Source organism: Streptomyces sp. NPDC057271 (genome assembly GCF_042668715.1).
Classification (GTDB): Bacteria; Actinomycetota; Actinomycetes; order Streptomycetales; family Streptomycetaceae; genus Streptomyces.
This window is the reverse complement of the sequence record NZ_JBHUYJ010000070.1, coordinates 1-22481: the sequence shown is the minus strand read 5'-3', so window position 1 is coordinate 22481 and position 22481 is coordinate 1. Positions and strand designations below refer to the sequence as shown.

The 22481-nt window shown below is 72.9% G+C and carries 14 protein-coding genes; 9 read left to right on the top strand and 5 right to left on the bottom strand.

The genetic code is table 11. The annotated features are described in order from the left end of the window. Positions 1-12 precede the first annotated feature (12 nt). The 5 genes from ACFUJR_RS26820 (at position 13) to ACFUJR_RS26800 (ending at position 8091) form a co-directional block, all read left to right on the top strand. On the top strand, positions 13-1314 hold the full coding sequence (locus tag ACFUJR_RS26820; RefSeq protein ID WP_383169709.1) for a hypothetical protein: 1302 nt from the start codon (positions 13-15) through the stop codon (positions 1312-1314). A gap of 41 nt (positions 1315-1355) precedes the next feature. Then, on the top strand, positions 1356-3926 hold the full coding sequence (locus tag ACFUJR_RS26815; protein ID WP_383169740.1) for a tetratricopeptide repeat protein: 2571 nt from the start codon (positions 1356-1358) through the stop codon (positions 3924-3926). Positions 3927-3928: 2 nt separating this feature from the next. Next, positions 3929-5422, top strand: coding sequence for a PP2C family serine/threonine-protein phosphatase (locus ACFUJR_RS26810; protein ID WP_383450794.1), 1494 nt, complete (start codon positions 3929-3931; stop codon positions 5420-5422). Positions 5423-5483: 61 nt separating this feature from the next. Continuing rightward, positions 5484-6851, top strand: a complete 1368-nt coding sequence (locus tag ACFUJR_RS26805; protein WP_383169706.1) for a VWA domain-containing protein — start codon at positions 5484-5486, stop codon at positions 6849-6851. A 40-nt stretch (positions 6852-6891) separates the two neighbouring features. Further along, a complete protein-coding gene (locus ACFUJR_RS26800) occupies positions 6892-8091 on the top strand; it encodes an FHA domain-containing protein (RefSeq protein WP_383169705.1) in 1200 nt (399 codons plus the stop codon). A gap of 116 nt (positions 8092-8207) precedes the next feature. Here the strand turns inward: ACFUJR_RS26800 and ACFUJR_RS26795 are convergent, their stop codons facing one another. Beyond that, entirely contained in the window at positions 8208-9182 is a 975-nt protein-coding gene (locus ACFUJR_RS26795) for a methyltransferase domain-containing protein (protein WP_383169703.1), read from the bottom strand. Between the two features lie 85 nt (positions 9183-9267). Between ACFUJR_RS26795 and ACFUJR_RS26790 the strand changes: the two genes are divergently transcribed. The 4 genes from ACFUJR_RS26790 to ACFUJR_RS26775 all read left to right on the top strand — a co-directional run bounded on the left by ACFUJR_RS26790 (position 9268) and on the right by ACFUJR_RS26775 (position 16970). Beyond that, entirely contained in the window at positions 9268-9672 is a 405-nt protein-coding gene (locus ACFUJR_RS26790; protein ID WP_383169702.1) for a globin, read from the top strand. A gap of 139 nt (positions 9673-9811) precedes the next feature. Next, positions 9812-13156, top strand: coding sequence for an FtsX-like permease family protein (locus ACFUJR_RS26785; RefSeq protein ID WP_383169700.1), 3345 nt, complete (start codon positions 9812-9814; stop codon positions 13154-13156). Positions 13157-13245: 89 nt separating this feature from the next. After that, positions 13246-16023, top strand: coding sequence for an FtsX-like permease family protein (locus tag ACFUJR_RS26780; RefSeq protein ID WP_383169698.1), 2778 nt, complete (start codon positions 13246-13248; stop codon positions 16021-16023). Further along, positions 16020-16970 (top strand): ABC transporter ATP-binding protein, encoded by a 951-nt coding sequence (locus ACFUJR_RS26775; protein WP_383169696.1) that lies wholly within the window; start codon positions 16020-16022, stop codon positions 16968-16970. Before ACFUJR_RS26780 ends, ACFUJR_RS26775 begins: the two co-directional genes overlap by 4 nt. Positions 16971-17011: 41 nt before the next feature. Here the strand turns inward: ACFUJR_RS26775 and ACFUJR_RS26770 are convergent, their stop codons facing one another. The 4 genes from ACFUJR_RS26770 to ACFUJR_RS26755 form a co-directional block, all read right to left on the bottom strand. Further along, positions 17012-17665 (bottom strand): hypothetical protein, encoded by a 654-nt coding sequence (locus ACFUJR_RS26770; RefSeq protein WP_383450791.1) that lies wholly within the window; start codon positions 17663-17665, stop codon positions 17012-17014. Continuing rightward, entirely contained in the window at positions 17662-18084 is a 423-nt protein-coding gene (locus ACFUJR_RS26765; protein WP_383169693.1) for an acyl-CoA thioesterase, read from the bottom strand. Before ACFUJR_RS26765 ends, ACFUJR_RS26770 begins: the two co-directional genes overlap by 4 nt. A gap of 2 nt (positions 18085-18086) precedes the next feature. After that, on the bottom strand, positions 18087-19751 hold the full coding sequence (gene ettA / locus ACFUJR_RS26760) for an energy-dependent translational throttle protein EttA (RefSeq protein WP_383169691.1): 1665 nt from the start codon (positions 19749-19751) through the stop codon (positions 18087-18089). A 241-nt stretch (positions 19752-19992) separates the two neighbouring features. Then, a complete protein-coding gene (locus ACFUJR_RS26755; protein WP_383169690.1) occupies positions 19993-20619 on the bottom strand; it encodes a hypothetical protein in 627 nt (208 codons plus the stop codon). Between the last annotated feature and the right edge of the window lie 1862 nt (positions 20620-22481).

The following is a 22481-nucleotide window of genomic DNA, read 5'->3' as shown; positions in this document are numbered from 1 at the left end:
GAGAGGTGATCGATGGGCGTCGCGGGCACCCCAGGGCCGGTGATGGACCGGGACGAGGTGGACCGTGCGCTGGCGCGGCTCGGCGCGGAGCACAAGGCGATCGAGGACTCGCTGCTGGCGCTCCAGGACCACGCGGGCCGCAGGCTGCTCGAAGGCGCCGAGCTGACCGGGACCACCCGGGACCGCTGGCACTCCACCGAGCGGACGATCACCGTGCTCTGGACGTACTTCGACGCGTACACGGACGCCCTGAACGGCGCCCGTGAACTGCGGGCACGCCGGCGCTGGGCCAGTCGCGAAGACCTGGTGGAGCTGACCGAGCGGCTGCGCGGCGAGAGCGTGCTCGTCGCGGGCGGCGCGCAGCAGCCGGCCGCCGCGTCGCTCACCGGCTCCGCCCGGCTCTCCGAGCGGTTCACGCTGGAGCGGCTGGTCGCCCGGATGAACGAGCTGTACGCCTCCTCGCTCGACATGGTCGTGACCGCCGACGCCGTCTGGTCCGCGCTGCCGGCGCGGATAGACCTCCTCGCCGCCGAGCTGGGGCGGACCCGCTCGCTCGCGCACTCCGTCGGGGTGCGCCCCGGGGAGCATCCGGCCGGGGACGAGCTGGAGGCGATCACGGCCGAGCTGAGCGCGCTGCGCTCCCAGGTCGTCACCGACCCGCTGGCCTTCTGGCGCCCCGCCGCGGGGAGTTCGGCGCCGGGCGGCGGACGGCCCGACACCGAGCGGTACGACCGGGCGGCCCGCGCCCTGGAGGACATCCGGCGGGAGATCGAGGCGGTCCTCGCGGTCCGGCAGGACTCCGAGGACCGGCTGCTGAGGCTGCGGGACGTCCTCTCGCGCGCCGACCGGACGCTCGCCGAGGCACGGGTGGCGCGCGGCGAGGTCCTCGCCAAGATCGCCGCCTCCGAGGTACCTGCGGTCAGCGGCCCTCCGACGGTCCTCCAGGAACGTCTCTCGACGGCCGCCGAGTACCGCCGACACGCCCAGTGGCACCGGCTCTCGCCGCTCCTGGAGTCGCTGGAGCAGGAGGCCGAGGACGAACTGCAGCGCGCCCGCGCGTCCTTGACCGCCGTCACCGCGCCGCTCGCGGTCCGCGCCGAGCTGCGCGGCCGGCTCGACGCGTACAAGGCGAAGGTGGCCCGGCTCGGCGCGGCGGAGGATCCGCTGCTGGTCGAGCGGTACGACGCGGCGCGCCGGATGCTGTGGAGCGCGCCCTGCGACCTGCGCGTCGCCGAGCAGGCGGTCCTGCGCTACCAGCAGGCCGCCGCGGAGGTCCTGTCCGGACCGAGAGACGCCAGGGGGAGTCAGTGGTGAGCACCTGTCAGCGTCCCTCGTGCGAGGGATCGTACGAGGACATGGGCGGCGGCGAGCTGTACTGCGACACCTGCGGACTCGCTCCGGTCGTCGCCGCCATGGGGTCTCCCCTGATCGAGCGAAGCCGAGAGCTCGGGGAAGGGATGCTCCAGGCCAACCCGACCGGGATAGCCGTGCCCGGCAAGGGGTCGGGCTCGTCCCGGTCGAGTTCGCGCTCCTCCTCCCGCGGCTCCACGCGCTCCTCCCGCTCGTCCACGTCCCGCCGTTCGGTCTCGGGGCGCCTGTCGCGTTCCCTGTCGGGCGGGAGCAGCGGCCGTTCGGTGTCGGTGCGCAGCTCGGGCTCGTCGACCGCGCAGTCCGGCCGGAACCGGCTGGGCGCCGGACTGGTCGCGATCCCCGAGGTGCCGCGCCCCGACCCGCGCGCCGCGGTGATGGAGAACCCCGAGGTCCCCGAGCGGAAGCGATTCTGCTCGCGCTCGGACTGCGGGGCCCCGGTGGGCCGTTCACGCGGCGACCGGCCGGGCCGCACGGAGGGCTTCTGCACCAAGTGCGGTCATCCGTACTCCTTCGTACCGAAGCTGCGCGGCGGGGACGTCGTGCACGGGCAGTACGAGGTCGCGGGCTGCCTCGCCCACGGCGGCCTCGGCTGGATCTACCTCGCCGTCGACCGGGCGGTCTCGGACCGCTGGGTGGTCCTCAAGGGCCTGCTGGACACCGGCGACCAGGACGCGATGGCGGCGGCGATCTCCGAGCGCCGCTTCCTCGCCGAGATCGAGCACTCCAACATCGTCCGGATCTACAACTTCGTCGAACACCTCGACGCGCGCACCGGCTCCCTGGACGGCTACATCGTCATGGAGTACGTCGGCGGCAAGGCGCTCAAGGAGATCGCCAACGACCGCCGCACGCCGGACGGCCGGCGCGATCCGCTGCCGGTCGAGCAGGCCTGCGCGTACGGGATCGAGGCCCTGGAGGCGCTCGGCCACCTGCACAGCCGGAACCTGCTGTACTGCGACTTCAAGGTCGACAACGCGATCCAGAGCGAGGACCAGCTCAAGCTCATCGACATGGGCGCGGTCCGGCGGATGGACGACGACGAGTCCGCAATCTACGGCACGGTGGGCTACCAGGCGCCGGAGGTGGCCGAGGTCGGCCCGTCGGTGGCGAGCGACCTGTACACCGTGGCGCGCACGCTCGCCGTGCTGACCTTCGACTTCCAGGGATACACGAACGTCTTCGTCGACTCGCTGCCCGACCCGGAGCACATCGAGGTCTTCCGGACGTACGAGTCGTTCTACCGTCTCCTGGTCCGTGCGACGGACCCCGACCCCGCCCGCCGTTTCGCCTCCGCGCAGGAGATGGCGGAGCAGCTGACGGGCGTCCTGCGCGAGGTCGTCGCCCTCCAGTCGGGCCGTCCACGCCCGGCCCTGTCGACCCTGTTCGGCACGGAACTGCGGGTCACGGACACCGTGTTGTTCGCGGAGCTGACGGAGGACGTCTCCCTCCTGGGCGCCAGCGAGCGGGGCCGCGGCCGGACGGCGGCGGCACGGCCCGTCACTCAGGCGCCGCATCCCGCGCCGGGCGCACCGCTACCCGCGCCGGGCGCACCGCCGCTCCCCGCCCAGGGCACACCGCTACCCGCGCCGGCCGGCGGCACGGTGCCCGCGCAGGCGCAGAGCGGCGCGCTTCTCGCGGCGCTCGACGGGCGGGCCGCCTCGCTCGCGCTGCCCGTGCCACGGGTGGACCCCGGGGACCCCAACGCCGGTTTCCTCGCGGGCCTGATGGCCTCCGCCCCGGCCGAGCTGATCAGCGCCCTCGGCACCGCGCCCGCGCCCTCCCTCGAACTGCGGCTGCGCGAGCTGCGGGCCCTCCTGGAGATGGCCGACCTCGGCTCCGCCGGGCGCGCGCTCGCCACGTTGGAGGAGGAGCACCCGGACGACTGGTGGGTCGTCTGGTACCGCGGGGTGACCTCCCTGGTGACCGGCGACCACGAGCACGCGGCGCTCTCCTTCGACGCGGTCTACGACGCGTTCCCCGGTGAGCCCGCGCCCAAGCTGGCCCTGGGCATCTGCGCCGAGGTGCTCGGCCAGCTGGACAACGCCGCCGAGTACTACCGCCTGGTGTGGGCGACCGACCCCAGCTATGTGAGCGCCGCGTTCGGACTCGCCCGGGTGTGCCTCGCGGCCGGCGACCGCACCGGAGCCGTACGGGCCCTGGAGTCCGTGCCGGAGGCGTCCATCCACTACACGGCGGCCCGGGTGGCGGCCGTTCGGGCGCGGCTGCGGCGGCGGGCGGCGCACGAGCCGCTCGGCGTGGACCTCACGGCGGCCGCGGCGCAGGTCTCCGCGCTCCAGGACCTCGGTCTGGACGCGGTGCGCCGGGAGACGCTGTCGACGGAGGTCCTCGGCTCGGCGCTCGACTGGGTACTCTCCGGGAGTCCCGGAACGGCTCCGGGCGGAGCGCGGCTGCTCGGCAGCGAACTGAACGAGCGTGGACTGCGCTTCGGCCTGGAACGCTCGTACCGGGTGCTCGCCCGGCTCGCTCAGCGGGGCGAGGAGAGGATCGAACTGGTGGAGCGGGCCAACCGTTTCCGCCCTCGGACGTGGGTGTGAGTATGTCCCAGAAGCCCCAGCACGAAATCTCCGCCTGCCCCGGCTGCGCGGAGCCGCTGGAGTCGGGTGACCGGTTCTGCGGGGCGTGCGGTCACGACCTCGCGGCCGTCCCGGCCGCGGCCCCGGAGCCGGACCGGCCCACGGTCGCGATCGGGACGCCGGTGAACTGGCCCGAGCCTCCGCCCCGCGAGCCGGGCTCGCTCTCGACGGCCACACAGCACCCGGGCGACCTCCCGGGCACGGACTCGGGCGGCCGCGACCTGCCGACGCAGGCGGTCCGCACGGACGGTCCGCCCCGGGCCGGAGCCTCGGAGACGGCCGGCGCGCCCGCCTCGCCCGCGGCACCCGCCGTGGCTCCCGCACCGCCCGCGGCACCCGCCGGCGCGCCCGCCTCGCCCCCGGCACCCGCCGTGGCTCCCGCACCGCCCGCGCCCGTCAGCGGGATCGCGGCGCTCGCCGCCGAGGCCGCAGGCAGCCCCGAGCCGCACGGCTCCCCCACACCCGAGGGCGATTTCACCCTCGCCGCGCCCGACCCACGCGCCGCCGCGCAGCTCGCCACCCCGCCCACCGGGACCAGGCTGTGCGTCGCCTGCCGTGCCGGAGCCGTGGACTCCGACGGTTACTGCGAGAACTGCGGGCACGCCCAGCCACGCGAACGCGACCACATGGAGGAGGAGCTCTCCACCGTCGCCGCCGTCAGCGACCGCGGACTGCGCCACCACCGCAACGAGGACGCGTTCGCGGTCTCGGCCACCGCGCTGCCCGACGGCTCCCCCGCCTCCCTGGCCATCGTCTGCGACGGCGTCTCCTCCGCGACCCGCCCCGACGAGGCCTCCGCGGCCGCCGCCCGGGCGGCCGGGCAGTCGCTGCTCTCCGCCCTGCCCCGCGGCACCCATCCGCAGCAGGCCATGCACGAGGCGATCGTCGCCGCCTCCGAAGCGGTCAACTCCCTCGCCGAGCAGCCCGGCCAGGACGGCATGGAGCACGACCAGCACCGCCACCAGAACGCCCCGGCCTGCACCATCGTCGGCGCGGTCGTCGCCGACGGACTGCTGATCGTCGGCTGGGTCGGCGACAGTCGCGCCTACTGGGTGCCGGACGACCGCACCTCCCCGCCCGCCCGGCTCACCCAGGACGACTCCTGGGCCGCCCAGATGGTCGCCACGGGCCTGATGAACGAGGCCGAGGCGTACGCCGACGCGCGGGCCCACGCCATCACGGGCTGGCTCGGCGCCGACGCGTACGAACTGGAGCCGCACACCGCCGCGTTCAAGCCCGACCGCCCCGGGGTGGTCGTGGTCTGCACCGACGGGCTCTGGAACTACGCGGAGGCCGCCGACGAGATGGCCCGGGTCGTCCCCGCGGACGCCGCGGGGCGCCCGCTGCACGGCGCCCAGGTGCTCGTCGGCCACGCCCTGGACGGCGGGGGCCACGACAACGTAACAGTGGCCCTCCTGCCGTTCGCCCTCTCCCCGCAAGGGGCAGGATCGGCCTGAGCGGTCGTCGGCGCCCTGTCCCTCCCATCCTTCACGTTTGTCTGTCGAGGAGCCTCAACCCATGGCGAACTTCTCCAAGTCGACCGTGCCGCAGTTCTCGGTGGACGTGTACCAGAACGAGTTCCTGCCGGAGGGCGGCCGCGAGGTCAACGCCATCGTCACGGTCACCTCGACCGGCGGCGGCACGAGCGGCCGTGCGACGGCGAGCGTCGACGCGGGCACGGGCGTGGGCACGGGGGCGGGGGCGGGCGTGGGCACGGGGGCGGGCGTGGTGATCATGCTCGACTGCTCCGGTTCGATGGACTACCCGCCGACCAAGATGCGCGGTGCCCGGGATGCCACGGCCGCCGCCATCGACGCCCTGCGCGACGGCACCTCCTTCGCCGTCGTCGCCGGCACGCACGTGGCGAAGGAGGTGTACCCGGGCGACGGCCGGCTCGCCGTCGCCGGACCCGCGACCCGTGGCCAGGCGAAGGACGCCCTGCGCCGGCTGAGCGCGGGCGGCGGTACGGCCGTCGGCACCTGGCTGCGCCTCGCGGACCGGCTGCTCGGCTCCGCCGAGGTGTCGATCCGGCACGGCATCCTGCTCACCGACGGGCGCAACGAGCACGAGTCGCCCGAGGACCTGCGCGCCGCGCTCGACGCGTGCGCGGGCCGCTTCACCTGTGACGCGCGCGGTGTCGGTACGGACTGGGAGGTCAAGGAGGTCACCGGCATCGCCTCGGCGCTGCTCGGCACGGCCGACATCGTGGCCGATCCGCAGGGCCTCACGGCGGACTTCACGGCGATGATGGAGAACGCCATGGGCAAGGAGGTCGCGGACGTCGCCCTCCGTCTGTGGACCCCGGTCGGGGTGGAGATCGGATTCGTGAAGCAGGTCGCGCCGACCGTCGAGGAGCTGACCGCGCGCCGTACGGAGGCGACTCCTCGGGCCGGGGACTACCCGACCGGATCGTGGGGCGACGAGTCCCGCGACTACCACGTGTGCGTACGGGTTCCCCAGGCCGGAATCGGCCAGGAGATGCTCGCCGCCCGGGTCTCCCTGATCGTCCCCGACCCGCTGGGCGACACCCCGAAGACGCTCGGCCAGGGCCTGGTACGCGCCGTGTGGACGGACGACATGGCGATGTCCACGTCGATCAACCCCCAGGTCGCGCACTACACCGGTCAGGCCGAGTTGGCGCAGGTCATCCAGCAGGGACTGGACGCCCGCAAGTCCGGCGACCACGACGGGGCGACGGCGAAACTGGGGCGCGCGGTGCAGTTGGCGGCGGCGTCCGGCAACGAGGACACTGCGAAACTCCTTTCGAAGGTGGTGGACGTCGTCGACGTGGCGACAGGTACTGTGCGTTTGAAGGCGAAGGTCGCGGATGCGGACGAGATGACTCTCGAGACCCGCTCCACCAAGACCGTTCGCGTGAAGAAGTAGCCCGGCCACGGGCCGGACGACGAGAGAGGGAAGCGCCGACATGCCGACCTGCCCGAACGGACACCAGTCGGTCTCCGACGACTGGTGCGAGGTCTGCGGCCACCGCATGGCCGGAGCGGGTGCGCCGGCGGGTGCCGTACCGCCGCCTCCCCCGCCGCCGCCCGCGTACGGCTACCCCGGTCCGGGTGGCCCCGGTGGTCCGGGTGGTCCCCCCGGTCCCCCGCCCGGTGGCTACGACCCGAACGCGACCGCCCAGGCGGAGCTCTGCCCGCAGTGCCGCACCCCGCGCGAGGCGATGGCCCCGTTCTGCGAGGAGTGCCGCTGGAACTTCCTGACCAACACCGCGACCTCCTACACCCCGGTCGCGCCGCCCTCGCCGCAGCAGAGCCCTCCGCCGGGCCTCAATCTGCCGCCGGGCTTCCAGTCGCCGCCGCGGCCGCCGCAGCCCCAGCAGCCGGATCCGTACGAGTATCAGGGCTCGCGCCCCTCGCAGATGAACCGGCCGGCCGAGCCGCTCTCCGCCGACCCCACGCACCACCAGGCGCCACCGCAGCGCCCGCAGGAGCCGCAGCAGCACCAGCCGCCGCAGGGTTTCCAGCAGGGTCCGCCGGCTCCGCCGGCCTTCTTCCAGGCACCGCCGCCGGGCGCACCGCCCGTGCAGCAGAGCCCGCCCGCGCCTCCGGCCGCGCCGCAGCGGCAGGCGCCCCCCGCCGGTGGGGGCGGTGACGACTGGCTGCTGCCGCCGCCCTCGCAGCCGCAAGGCCCCCCGCAGCACCAGCAGCAGCACCAGCCGCAGGCGCCGCAGCAGCAGCAGTTCCAGCCGCCTCGGTCGGCCGCGGGCTGGTCGGCGTACATCGGGCCGGACCGCGAGTACTTCCTGGCGATGATGCGGCGCAGCGGACCGGAGGCCACGGGCCTGAACCTGCCCGCGTACTCCCCCGAGAAGCACCTGCCGCTCCAGGGCAACCAGGTGAGCATCGGCCGCCGTCGGCACTCCACCGGCGAGTCCCCGGACATCGACCTGTCGGTGCCGCCGGAGGACCCGGGCGTCTCGCACCAGCACGCCGTGCTGGTGCAGCAGCCGGACGGCTCGTGGGCGGTGGTGGACCAGAACTCCACCAACGGCACCACGATCAACGGTGCGGAGGAACCGATTCAGCCCTACGTGCCGGTCCAGCTCCAGGACGGCGACCGGGTACACGTCGGCGCCTGGACGACGATCACGATCAGACGCGGCTAGGCCGGATTTCGATCCAGGACACCGGATCCTGGACCACGGACCACGGACCACGGATCACGGACCACGGACCACGGATCCGGGATATCGGATCCAAGATCCACGATCCGATATCCCGCTCAGCCGCTCGGCAGTGGCCAGGAGTAGGGCCCCTCGGGGGTGTCCAGCCAGGCCCACTGCCGGCCCCCGCTCACCGTCACCCCGAAGCGCTCCCGCTCCGGCTGCCTCTCGCGCTGCCAGAGCGCGAGCGCTTCGCGCGCGTCGAGGGTCGCCTCCACCAGCGTGCGCAGGAACTGGAAGCGGTCGTCGTCGAACACGTGCCGGGGCAGCCCCATCGGCCGACCGCGCGGGAAGCGGGCGTTGCCACCGCGCAGCGCGACGAAGTACGCGGACGTGGCCAGGAACCGCCCCTCGGCGTGCGCCGCGTCGCGGACCCGGAGCCGGAGCAGCCCCGTGGAGAGCGGTGCGACGACGACGGCGTCCGGACGGCACTGCGCGAGCCAGGTGTACGGGATCGACGGCAGTGTGCAGGTCGCGATGATCCGGTCGAAGGGGGCGCGCCCGCTGCAGCCGCGGGCGCCGTCGCCGGTGATCACCGCGGGCCGGTGCCCGGCGGCGGCGAGATGGGCACGGGCGGATTCGGTGATCTCCTCGTCGATGTCGACGGTGGTGACGTGATCCGCGCCGAGGCGGTGGCTGAGCAGGGCGGCGTTGTAGCCGGTGCCGGCGCCGATCTCCAGGACGTCGTGACCGTCCCGTACGTCCAGCGCCTCCAGCATCTCGGCCATCAGGGAGGGCTGGCTGGAGGAGGTGACCAGCTCTCCGTCCCGTACCCGGGTGGCCAGTGGTGCGTCCCGGTAGGCCCCGCGCAGCCAACGGGCGCGCCGGGCCGGGTCGGGGTCGCCGGACCAGAGGCGTTCGTAGCCGCCGAGCCCGGAGACGTAGTAGTAGGGGACGAAGAGGTGCCGGGGGACGTCCGAGAACGCCGCGCGCCAGGCGGGATCGCCCAGCGCGCCGTACGCCTCGATCTCCCGCACCAGCGCCCGTCGCGCCCGCGCGCCCTCCTCGGCGAACTCGTCCCGCTGAGCGGCCATGCCTCCACTGTCCTGCGCGGGCGGTGGGGAGGCGAGTGGTCCTAGGCCTCCGGACCTCGGTCGGGGCATCTGAGACGATGGAACGGTGATGGAGATTCCGCGCGGCACACTTCAGGAGCAGACCTTCTACGAGCAGGTGGGTGGCGAGGAGACCTTCCGGCGTCTCGTCCACCGCTTCTACCAGGGGGTCGCGGAGGACCCTCTGCTGCGCCCCATGTACCCCGAGGAGGACCTCGGCCCGGCCGAGGAGCGCCTCGTCCTCTTCCTGATCCAGTACTGGGGCGGCCCCCGTACGTACAGCGACAACCGCGGGCACCCGCGGCTGCGGATGCGGCACGCCCCGTTCACGGTCGACCGGGCGGCTCATGACGCCTGGCTGAAGCACATGCGCGCGGCCGTGGACGAACTCGGCCTGGCGCCGGAGCACGAGAGCCAGCTGTGGAAGTACCTGACCTACGCGGCGGCCTCGATGGTGAACACCGCGGAATGAATGCCCCCCGGAGCGCATTCCGGAGCGTGACCTCCGGATAACGGTCACAATCCAGTCAAGTTCCTCATGCAAGCGGTTTCCATCGGCACGTGCCCTCTGAAAGCATCGGACGAACGTTCGGCGGGGTTCGGGGGGATGCGTGACCGGGTTCGTACTGCTGCGTGTGCGGGCGCACCGGTTGCTGCTCGCGGCGGCGCTCCTGGCCGTCCTGCTGACCACCTCCGTGCTCGCGACCCTCGCCGCGTTCTCCGGCTCCGTCGGCGACGCCGCCCTCCAGGGCACGCTGCGAGGCCGGGCCGCGCCGGCCGCCGCGCTGCTGGTGACCGGGCAGGTCCCGCCGGCCAAGCGGGAGAGCGCGGACACCGCCACGCGCGAGGCGGCGGACCGGACCTTCGACGGGCTGCCGGTGACCGTACGGAAGCTGGAACGCTCCGGTCCGTACGCGCTGCCCCGCACCCTGCAGAGTGCGGCCGCTCGCCTGGGCGAGCCCGACCTCACCCACTTCGCGGCACTCGACCGTTCGCGGCTCGCGCTCGTCAGGGGCGGGTGGCCGGGCGACACCCGGGGCGCCGTGGTCGATGTGGCGGTGCCCGAGGAGGCCGCCAGACGGCTGCGGATCGGGCCGGGAACCGTGCTCGACCTCGCCGACCGGTTCGGCGGGAAGCCGGTGCGGGCCCGGGTCACCGGGGTGTACCGACCCGCCGATCTCACCGATCTGTACTGGCAGTTGGACCACGCGGGCGGGCGCGGTGTGAGGACCGTCGACTTCACGACGTACGGCCCCCTGCTCGTCGACCCCGCCGTGCTCCGCACCGGGAGAGTCACCTCCGGTGAGACGGCCTGGCTGGCCGCCGCCGACTTCACCGGGGTCACCACCGCCCGCATGGACGCGCTGCACGCCTCCGCGACCGCCGGACCGAAGGCTCTGATCGCCGACACGGCCCCCTTCGGCGGCGCCGTCAGCGCGCACACCGCGCTGCCGACCGTCCTGGAGCGGACCGAGCGGTCCCTGCTGGTCTCCCGGTCCACGCTGATGATCGTCGCCGTACAGCTGGTGCTGCTCGCCGCGTACGCCCTCCTGCTCGTCGCCCGGCTGCTCAGCTCCGAGCGGTCCGTCGAGACCGCGGTGCTGCGGGCCCGCGGTGGTTCGCGGCGCCGGATCGCCGCGCTCGCCGCCGCGGAGGCGCTGCTGCTCGCCCTGCCGGCGGCCGTGATCGCCCCGCTGCTCGCCGGGCCGCTGACCCGGCTGCTCGCGGGCCGGGCCTCACTCGACGCGCTCGGCGTACGGCTCGGCGACGTCCCGCTCGGCCAGGTGTGGCTGGTCGCGGCGCTCGTCGCCGTGTGCTGCGCCGCCGCCGTCGTGGCCCCCGCGCTGGGCGCCGGGGACGACGGAACCGTCACCCCGCGCAAGGGACGTGCGGCGGCGCTGCCCGCGCCCGTACGGGCCGGGGCCGACATCGGTCTGCTCGTCGTCGCGGCCGTGGCCTACTGGCAGCTCGACCGGCAGACCGGTGGCTCCGGGGGCGGCGGCACGGGCGTGGGTGCGCTCAGCGGCGACCGCGGGGGTTCGCTCGGCGTCGATCCGCTGCTCGTCGCCGCGCCCGCGCTCGCCCTGCTCGCGGGCACCGTCCTGACCCTGCGGCTGCTGCCGCCCGCCGCCCGGCTCGCGGAGCGGCGTGCCGCGAGCGGCCGCGGGCTCCCGGTCGCGCTCGCGGGCTGGCAGTTCAGCCGTCGCCCGCTGCGCGGCGCGGGTCCGGTGCTGCTGCTCGTCCTCGCCGTCGCGATGGGCATGCTCGCCGTCGGGCAGAGCGCCTCGTGGGACCGCTCGCAGGAGGACCGGGCCGACTTCCGTACGGGAACGGAGCTGCGGGTCCTGAGCGGCGGCGGCGCCGATCCGTCCCGGGCCGGGCGGTTCGCGGCCCTGCCGGGGGTCCGCTCGGTCGCCCCCGCGCACCGCGCCACGACGAGCTTCGCGGGCAACCGCACCGCGACCGTCCTCGCCCTGGACACCCGGCACGCGGCCGACGGCTTCCTGCTCCGCGAGGACCTCGCGGAATCCCCTGCCCGCGAGCTGCTCACCGCACTCACCCCGAAGGCGGGTCCGCGCCCGGGGATCGTGCTGCCGGTCGACAGCCTGGGGCTGGCGTTCGACCTGCGTCGCACGGCGCCGCGCGACGCGGCGCCGGCGCAGGTGACGGTGGTCGTGGAGGACCCGTACGGCGTTCCGTACCGACAGCTACTCGGGCCGCTGCCCGCCGACGGCCGGTCGCACCGGCTCACCCTCGACCTGGGCGGTCCGGGGGATGCCCGGACCGCGCCCGTGGGCCCGTTGACACTGACGGGCGTGGAGCTGGACGGGACGGTCGCGGACGGGCGGGACGGGACGCAGACCTTCGCCGTCGAGCGGCTCCTCTCCCGCCAGGAGGGCGGCTCCGAGCGACCGGTCGATGCCGTCCGCTCCCTCGTCTCCTGGCGCACCGGCTACCAGGAGAGCGGTGACGGCGAGTCCCGCGACCCGGCCGCGCCCGCCGGGCGGTCCGCCGGTACGACGCCGTACGAGGTGGCGTTCACGACCGGGCTGACGGAGCCGCAGGTGCCGTCCGGGCAGAAGGACTTCGGGCTGCGGATCACCGCCCCGCGCACCGCGCCGCCCGCGACCCTGAGCGGCGTGGCGACGGACGCGTTCCTGGCGGCGGCCGGGGCGCGGCGGGGCGACCGGGTCGAGGTCGCCCTCGGCAGTGTGCACCTGAGCGTGACGATCGTCGACACCGTACGGGAGCTGCCGACCACCGGCGCCGGAGGCGGGGCCGTGTCCGTGTCCGCCCCTTCCGCCACGCCCGACGACGGGGGCGCGCTCCTGGTCGACCTGCAGGCGGCGAACCGTTTCCTCGCCGCCGACCCCACCGCGGCCCTCCAGCCCACCGAGTGGTGGCTCACCGCCTCGCCCGGCCGCGCCGACGACGTGGCGCGGGCCGTGCGCGCCCGGCCCGACACCGATCCGGCGCAGGTGCTCGTACGGGACGAGGCGGCGGCCGAACTGCTCGGCGATCCGCTCGGCGCGGGCCCGAACGCGGCGCTGATGGCGGTCGCGGTGGCCGCGGCGGCGCTCGCGGCGGTCGGTTTCGCGGTGAGCGCGGCCGGCTCGACGCGTGAACGGTCCGCGGAGTTCGGGGTGTTGCGGGCGCTGGGCGCCCCGCGCCGCCGACTGGCCCGGCTGATCGCCGCCGAGCAGGGCCTGCTGGTCGGCATCGGCCTGCTGGCGGGCGCGGCGCTCGGCACCGTGCTGACCCGGGCCGTCGTCCCCCTGATCGTGCTGACCGGTCAGGCGTCGCAGCCCGTCCCGCGCGTCCTCGTCCAACTGCCGCCCGGGCACGTGGCCCTGCTGCTCGCCGGGGTCGCCGCGCTGCCGCTGGTGATCGTCGCCGCGATCGCGCTACGGCGTACCGACCCGGCCGTGACCCTGCGGCATCAGGGGGAGCGGTGACGCGCCGCGCGGGCGGCCCGCCCCCCGCCGACGGCGTGGCGCCGACCCCACCGGTCCCCTCTCCCCCGCCCGCCAGAAAGGCTGCCGCCATGCCCCGCACGCCCGCCCGCGCCGTGGCGCCCTGGGTGCGGACCCGGCTGCGGGTCGCCCCGGGAACGGCATGGGCCTTCGCGCTCCTCGTCCTGGTCACCGCGTTCCTCGCCGCCGCGCTCCCCCGGTCCGTCGACACGTACGAGTCCGAGGGCCTGCGGCACGACATCGCCGGGGCGGCTCCGCGCAACACCGTGCTGGAGTTCACGGCTCCGCTGCTGCGGCCCGACTTCCTCCCGGACGGGCAGGGGACCGACACGACCGCCGGTGACGCGGTGCGGCAGCGGGCGGAGCTGGAGCGGCTGCTGCCCGCCCCGCTACGCGTCGACCCGGCGGAGTCGGTGCACGGTGCGCGCACCACCAAGCGGGTCGTCGGTCTCGACCGCTGGCTTCCCCAGCCGTACGGAGTGCCCCCGGAGTTCGTCCTCGCCACGCCCTCGGCGCTGGCCGAGCACACGAAGGTACGGGAGGGCCGGCTGCCGGCGGAGGCGGACACGGACGCGCTCACCAGCGAGGCGGCCGTCACCGCAGAGACGGCGAAGTCCCTCCGGGTGAAGGTCGGTTCGGTGGTCCATGTGCCGAACCGGTACGGCTCCGCGCCGCTCGCCGTGACCGTCACCGGCATCGTGGAGCCGGTGCGTCCGCAGGGCGCCTACTGGGCCGTCGAGCCCCTTCTGCGGACCCCCACGTACGCGATGAGGCCGGCCGGCGCCGAGACGCACTACTACTGGCAGGCCGCGCTGTTGCTGCCCCCCGAGGGCGGGCCCCTGCTCGTGGAGAGCCTGGGCGAGCCCGAACAGTACTGGCGGCTCGCGCCCGTCGGCGGCCATCTCACGGCGCAGGACGAGCCGCGCCTGAGCCGGGCGGTGGCCTCCCTCACGGGAGGCCCCGACCTGACGAGGGCCCGGGAGGTGATCGGCCCCTTCGGCACGGTCACCACCGGTCTCGGCGAGGTCGTCACGGCCTACGGCGGCATGCGGACGGCGATCGCGCCGGTCGTCGCGGTCGCCGCCTTCGGCATCGGCGCGGTGGCGGCGGTCGTGCTCGCCATGACGGGCGGGCTGTTCGCCGCCCGGCGCACCGCCGAGCTGGCGCTGCTGCGCTCACGCGGCGGCTCGCTCGCCGGGATCGGCGGCCGGCTCCTCGGTGAGACGGCGGTCCTGGCCGTGCCCGCCGCCGGTCTCGGTCTGCTGCTCGCGGCCCTCGCCCTCCCCGGGGGCCGCTGGGGCCCCGCTCTGGCCGCGTCCGGCGCGGTCGCGCTTCTGGCCACCCTGGCGCTGCCGCTGCGCGCGCTGGTCCTGCACCGAAGGCCGCTCGCCCACGGCGGACGCGAGGATCTGATCGCCGCCCGCCCCTCCCGGGGCCGTACGGTCGCCGAACTCACCCTCCTCGCCCTGGCCGTCGGCGCGGTGGTGGCGCTGCGCCGACGCGGTACGGAGGATTCCGGCGACCATCTGGTCAGTTCGGCGCCGGTGCTCGTCGCGCTGATCGCCGCGCTCGTCCTCGTACGGCTGTATCCGCTGCCGCTGCGGTGGGCCGCTCGTCCGGCGCGCAGGCTGCGCGGGGTGGTCGGCCATCTCTCGCTCGCCCGCGCCGGGCGGTCCTCGGCGACAGGCGCGCTGCCGCTGCTCGCGCTCCTGGTGTCGCTGACGACGGCCGCGTTCGGCGGCTCGGTGCTCGCCGGGGTGGCCGACGCGCGGGACCGGGCGGCGCTCCTGGAGACGGGCGCGGACGCCCGGGTGACGGGGGACGCCGACGCGGTGCCGCTGCCGGACGGGCTCGCGCGGGCGGTGCGCGGGACGGCGGGGGTGGAGGACGTGGCCACGGTGCAGGTCGAGTACAACGTGACGCTGCCGACCACCGGGACGGGCCCGGCGACCGAGCTGCGGTCCGCTCCCCTGGTGGGCGTGGAGCCGGAGTCGTACGCCCGGCTCACCACGCGGACCGGCCTCGGACCGTTCCGCGCCGAGCTGCTGAGGTCCACCGGCACGGGTGGGAAGGACGACTCGGAGCGGGTCCTTCCGGCGATCGCCTCGCCCGCGGTCGCCGCGCGGCTGGGCACGGAACCGATGGGCATCACGTCGGCGGCCGGTTCGTTCAGGGTACGGATCGTGGGCGTACGGTCCGCCACGCCGGCCCTGCCCGAGCGGGACTTCCTGCTGGTGAACGCGGCCGACCTGACCCATCGGGCCGACACCGTGCTGCTGGCCTCCGGGCCGTCGGTGTCGGGGGACGCGCTGCGGGAAGTGGTCGCGGCGGCGTCGCGTGACTTCTCCGTGGTGCTGCGGACCGAGCAGCGGGCCGCGTACGTGGACTCGCCGATGCAGGCGGGCGCCGAGCGGATCTATCTGGCGGCGATCGGGGCGGGCGCGGGCTACGCCGTGCTCGCCGTCCTGCTGTCGCTGCTGCAGGCCGCGCCGGAACGGACCGTGCTCCTCGCCCGGTTGCGGACGATGGGACTGACCAGGCGGCAGGGCCGGCGGCTCCTCGGCCTCGAAGCGCTGCCGCAGGCGCTGCTCGCGGCGGTCGGCGGCATGCTCGTGGGCTGGGCGACGATCCTGCTGCTCGCCCCGGGGGTGGACCTCGTCCGGCTCTCGCTCGCGGCGGCGCCCGGGCTCGCCTCGCTCGACAGCGCCCCGCTGCGGGTGGACGGCTGGTCGCTGGCGCTCCCGGCGGTGGGCGTGGTGATGCTCGCGGGCGTGGCGGCGGCCCTTCAGGCGTGGTGGTCGGCGCGCGTCGAACCGATCAGGGAACTCAGGGCAGGAGACGCACGATGACGACGACCGACACCACTCTGGCGGAGCTGGAACAGCGGGCGACGGCGCACCGCGACCGGCCCTCGTACGGGCACGACGCCCTGATCGCCTGCGACCGGCTGGTACGGATCTTCACCGCCGACGGGGTGGAGGTGCAGGCGCTCCAGGGCCTCGACCTCCTGGTGCGGGAGGGCGAGCTGATGGCTCTGGTGGGGGCCTCGGGCAGCGGCAAGTCGACGCTCATGAACATCCTGGCGGGCCTGGACGTGCCGACGGCGGGCGCGGCCAAGGTCGCGGGACGCGATCTGCTCGCCATGGACGCGAAGGCGCGGCTCGGCTATCGGCGGGACGTGGTGGGGTTCGTCTGGCAGCAGACGTCCCGCAACCTGCTGTCGTATCTGACGGCGGCGCAGAACGTGGCACTGCCGATGCAGTTGCGGGGGCGGTCGAGCCGGGCCAGGAAGGCGGAGCGGGCGGAGGAGCTGCTCGCGATGCTGGAGGTCGCGGACTGCCGGGACCGGCGTCCGCGCCAGATGTCCGGCGGACAGCAGCAGCGGGTCGCGATCGCGGTCGCGCTGGCGAACAACCCCTCGGTGCTGCTCGCCGACGAGCCGACGGGCGAGCTGGACTCGGCGACGGGCGAGCAGGTCTTCGCGGCGTTCCGCCGCGCCAACGAGGAGCTGGGCACGACGATCGTGATCGTCACGCACGACCAGGCCGTGGCCTCCGAGGTCCGCCGCACGGTCGCCATCCGCGACGGCAGGACCTCCTCGGAGGTCCTGCGCCGTACGGAGGTGGACGCGCTGGGCCAGGAGTCCCTGGTCTCCCGCGAGTACGCGATGCTCGACCGCGCGGGCCGGCTGCAACTCCCGGCGGAGTACACGGCGTCCCTGGGTATGGAGCACCGCGTGGTGCTGGAGCTGGAGCAGGACCACATCGGGGTGTGGCCGGACGACGCGGCCGGGTGAACCCGAGGGGGTCGGTCCGCCCGGGGCCCGGTGCCAGTCTCCTAGGCGGGGGCGAAGGGGAGGGACGACGGGGCCGTCCGTACCGCTATCGAGCCGTAGGGCGTACGGAGCCGGAGCCACGGCCCCGAGGCGAGCAGCGCCACCGGCACCGCCTCCCCCGGCAGGAAGCCCAGGGACTGCGCCGCGTGCACCGCGCGCAGCGGAAGCCCACTCTCCGCGACCGTCCGCGACCAGATCTCGCGACCGATCCGGTCCCGCTCCGCCCGTGTCCGCCGCTCCGGCGGCAACGCCTCGTTCCGTGACCGGAACTCGGCGACCGCTGCCGCGACCGCTCCGCGCAGCCGCGCCGCGACCGGCAGTCCCTCCACCGGCTCCCAGCCGCCGCGCGGCGCCAGGACGCCGGCCCACGGCGGACCGGTGACGGCGTCGGGGACGACGGCCTTGCCGGCCGACGCCTCGACACCCTCCAGGAGTTCACCGGCGGAGACGGTGACGTCCAGATCCACGGCGTCGACGAGCCGTGCCGTACGGACCGCCAGAACCTCGAACGACGGCGGCCGTCCGAACACCGCGAGCGCGCCGCCCCCGGCCTGGAGGCGTACGGCGGCGGCACGGTCGTAGTGGATCAGCCGGGCCAGGAAGGCGGCGAGGTCCGCCGCCTCCCGGGCGTCGGCGAAGTGCAGCGGCGCGATCATGCGGCGGCGGTCATCCCGTCGTCCATGTACTCCTCGAGGAACGACCGCTCCTCGGCGGAGATGCGACGCGGCCGCTGGGCGTCCAGGTCGAAGGGAACGACGATCGTCGAGGCCCGTACGTACGTCACTTCCGGGTCCTTGATCTCGTACGCGATCGTCAGCGACGCCGCGCCTATCTTCGTGACCCACGACTCGATGGTGACCGGCTTGTGCCGGTGCACCAGCGGTCGTACGTAGTCGATCTCGTGCCGGGCCACGACGGACCCGCCGGAGAACGACGGCGAACCGTCGCCCGGCGCCAGCCGGAACATGAAGTCGATCCGCGCCTCTTCCAGATACCGCAGGAAGACGACGTTGTTGACGTGCCCGAAGGCGTCCATGTCCGACCAGCGCAGGGGGCAGCTGTAGATGTGGCGCACGCTCAGCCTCGGGTCAGCTTCTTGTACGTGGCGCGGTGCGGACGGGCCGCGTCCGGGCCGAGACGCTCGATCTTGTTCTTCTCGTAGGACTCGAAGTTGCCCTCGAACCAGAACCACTTCGACTCGCCCTCGTACGCGAGGATGTGCGTCGCGACCCGGTCCAGGAACCAGCGGTCGTGGGAGATGACCACGGCCGCACCCGGGAACTCGAGCAGGGCGTTCTCCAGGGAGGAGAGCGTCTCGACGTCGAGGTCGTTGGTCGGCTCGTCGAGGAGCAGCAGGTTGCCGCCCTGCTTGAGGGTGAGCGCGAGGTTGAGGCGGTTGCGCTCACCGCCGGAGAGGACACCGGCCGGCTTCTGCTGGTCCGGGCCCTTGAAACCGAAGGCGGACACGTACGCGCGGGACGGCATCTCGACGTGGCCGACGTTGATGTAGTCCAGCTCGTCCGAGACGACGGCCCACAGCGTCTTCTTGGGGTCGATGTTGGCGCGGCTCTGGTCGACGTAACTGATCTTGACGGTCTCGCCGACCTTGACGGAGCCGGAGTCCGGGGTCTCCAGGCCCTGCAGCATCTTGAAGAGCGTGGTCTTGCCGGCGCCGTTCGGGCCGATCACGCCGACGATGCCGTTACGGGGCAGGGTGAAGGACAGGTCGTCGATGAGGACCTTGTCGCCGAAGGCCTTCGAGAGCTTCTCGACCTCGACGACGATGGAGCCCAGGCGCGGGCCCGGCGGGATCTGGATCTCCTCGAAGTCCAGCTTCCGCATCTTGTCGGCCTCGGCGGCCATCTCCTCGTAGCGAGCGAGACGGGCCTTGGACTTGGCCTGACGCCCCTTGGCGTTGGACCGCACCCACTCGAGTTCTTCCTTCAGACGCTTCGCGCGCTTGGCGTCCTTCTGACCCTCGACCTTGAGGCGGGTGGCCTTGGTGTCGAGGTAGGTGGAGTAGTTGCCCTCGTAGGGGTGGGCGCGACCGCGGTCGAGCTCGAGGATCCACTCGGCGACGTTGTCGAGGAAGTACCGGTCGTGGGTGACGGCGACGACGGTGCCGGGGTACTTGGCGAGGTGCTGCTCCAGCCACTGCACGGACTCGGCGTCCAGGTGGTTGGTGGGCTCGTCGAGGAGCAGCAGGTCGGGGGCCTCCAGGAGGAGCTTGCAGAGCGCGACACGGCGCTTCTCGCCACCGGAGAGGTTGACGACCGGCCAGTCACCGGGCGGGCAGCCCAGCGCGTCCATGGCCTGCTCCAGCTGCGCGTCCAGGTCCCAGGCGTTGGCGTGGTCCAGGTCCTCCTGGAGCTTGCCCATCTCCTCCATGAGCGCGTCCGAGTAGTCGGTCGCCATGAGCTCGGCGACCTCGTTGAAGCGGTGAAGCTTCCCCATGATCTCGGCGGCGCCGTCCTGGACGTTCTGCAGGACGGTCTTGGTCTCGTCGAGCGGGGGCTCCTGGAGGAGCATGCCGACGGTGTAGCCGGGCGACAGGAAGGCGTCACCGTTGGACGGCTGCTCAAGACCGGCCATGATCTTGAGGACGGTGGACTTACCGGCACCGTTCGGGCCGACCACACCGATCTTCGCACCGGGCAGGAAGCTCAGCGTCACGTCATCGAGGATGACCTTGTCGCCGTGCGCCTTGCGCGTCTTGCGCATCGTGTAGATGTACTCAGCCAAGAGAAACCGTCCGGCAAAGAGTGAGTGGGCAGATACACCCCATCTTGCCTGACCGCCACCCCTGGGGGGAAACGGGTATGGGCAGGGGGCGCTGACCTGGGTTTTCGCTGTTGGCGGCTATGGCTCGGCTGTCAATGTCGGTCGCCGTTGGTCGGCCTCGGGGGGCCTTGGACGGCCCAGAGACGTCCCAGGAATCCGCCGCCTCACGTCCCGCCATGAGCAGGCAGCAACGGTCTCGTGATCACTCCAGGGGGACGGGTGCGACGGGGAGCTGTTCGCTGTGGGGCCACGTGAAGGTGCGGTCGGGTTCGAGGTGGGCCTCTCCCCAGTGGATGACGTGGATGCCGCTCTCTACGTCGGCTGTGAAGAACACGCAGACGAGCTTGGTCGAGGCCCCCAGTTCCTCGAACGCCTCGTGCAGCTCGAGGTACTCCTCCGTTGTCAGGTCGTCGTCGAGCTCGAACAGCCCCTCTGGCGGCTGCGGCCCGTGCGCCCAGAACAGTCGACGGCGCGTAGGGGAAGCGTTGGAGGGCAGCCGAGCACGATCCAGAGGCCTCGGCCTGTCTGCGTACCTGTAGGGGAAGAGGGCGTACTCATTGATCACCGCGTACTCGTACCCGCGTACGTCGCGCACGGACTCGCCCAGCTCCCGCGCCATGTCCGCCAGGTACTCGCGCACGGCCTCCGCGAGCGTGACCCCGTACGGACTTCGCTTCTTCAGCCCGGCCGTGAGATGCGTGGCGTGAGCCTTCGCGTGCGCCTTGGCCAGTTGCACCGGAACTGCCGCAGCGAGCCTGCCGGCCGGCTGTCCGAACCGCGCGATCGCCCAGACCGACGGCGCAACCGGCCCCCCACCCAACATGGACATGCAGCGTCCCCCTCCGCCAGACCACCCCGCTCTGAACTGTGTGACACGCACGCGAAGGGGGCACAAGGGAGCGATCTGGCCACGGCATGGCCGCAGATGTTTTGCCCCGGCGCTTAGAAGGCGCGGGCACCGCCCTGCGGCGCACTCCACTCAGCTAGTGTCATCGCCCTGACCGACCGCCGATGACCACCGCCGTCCGCCGTCGTTGCCGTCAGTACTGCCGTCACTGCCGTTTGACGGTAATGGTCCGCCGGCGGCGAGGTCATCTCAGTTCTCGCCGTGCTGTTGGACTACGGCGTTTGGCTCGGTCGCCTCAATACCGACGGAAATACGGCTGGCACCCGCGCCCTGTCAAATTTGAGCGGCTCGTCAGGAAGTGGGTGGAGACGGGAGCTTGTCCCAGCTCGTCCACTGCGCGCTGGCCTCCTTCGGGCTGCTACTTGCCTTCCAGCAAGCGAAAAGACCTTGATCAGTCACGGCCCACAGTTGGGGACGGCCGTCTCCAATGGTGGCACTCTCCATGGCCAGCAGGGTTCCGGGCGGCTGCTGGAACCGCGACCACCCTGACCAGTCATCCGTAGGTGCGAGCCCTTTTGCCCAATTCGTGAACAGGTGCCCGTTGCTCGCGAACCAGACTTGCGCTCGGCCATCTGTAAGCCGCGCAGTGGCAAAAATGGGAGACATGCGCTCTCCTTCAGATTCGGCAGATCGGATATTCCCCGTCGTCTCGGTGCGACGAGAAATCGATGTCAACATCATGGTTAATGCTCTAGCTGAATTGGGCAACTCGACGCCTCTCACCTTGCGCCATGCAGATGAGCGCACGATCTGCTGCAGCTTCTGCCCATCCTGGTCGGCCAGTCTGCGCACACGGACAGGCTCGGCCGCCACACCTCCAGCGGTCGGATCGGACGTCACCCCACAGCAAACCGCCATGACCACCAACCCAGTGGGGCGTCTGTGCCTCAGCCGACGACAGTCAGCCACGGCTGCGGGTGCGTCGACAGACCAGGCGTGCGTATGCCTCGCCGCACGGCCACTTCAGGGCCCCGGAGGGATGCCACCGGACGCGGGCGACTGCTGGAGTTGCGGGCCTGGCTGCTGCTCCGCAGGGCCCCGGTGGGGGTGACCCCCTGCGACGCCAAGGTGCGGAGTTTGCCAGCCGGAGCTAGGTTAGGAAAGGAGTGACTGTCTTTATTTCAGAGGTTATGAGATGGACACGGTCAGGGAGATCCTTTCCTCAATATTCGGCCGACCAAATAGGCACACTCTCATCATTCAGACGCCTGATGGTGCCAAATCTGTAGATTTCAACCACAAGCCGACAGTAGGTCAGGTCCGCGAAGCAGTCGTGAAAGAAGTGGAAAATCGCGGCACTGACGCATCGGCTAGCGATAGGGGTGGCACCACCGGAAGGGCGTAGCGCCATGAATAGCGTTTCGATGCCTCAAATTGACGCTCTAGAAGTGTCGGCTAAGACTGTTACTCCGGTGTTTAAGTACGCCTTTCTGGTGAATTCTCGTGGTGACCATGCTAGCTCTGGCAGCGTACATTCCGCTGGCTGTCCTGCAAGATCACCCAAGCGAGGGAACGAAGGACGTCCTTGAATTGTGCAACTGGACAGTGAAATCCGGATTCGGCGCACTTCTGGGTCTGATCGGCGGAAAAGCAGCCTGACCAAAATCACTTTGTGGGAAGTCCAACTGGCTGGTTCGGTCGAGCGAGAAGAAGTCGCTTTCCTCACCTCCTCGACCCACCACCATCCCCAGCTCCCATCCCGTCCGCCGTCGACCCACACACCGTGGAGCGGGCGCGGCGCCGGGCGTCCAGGTGGAGCGCGCCACTGTACGAACGACCTGGAC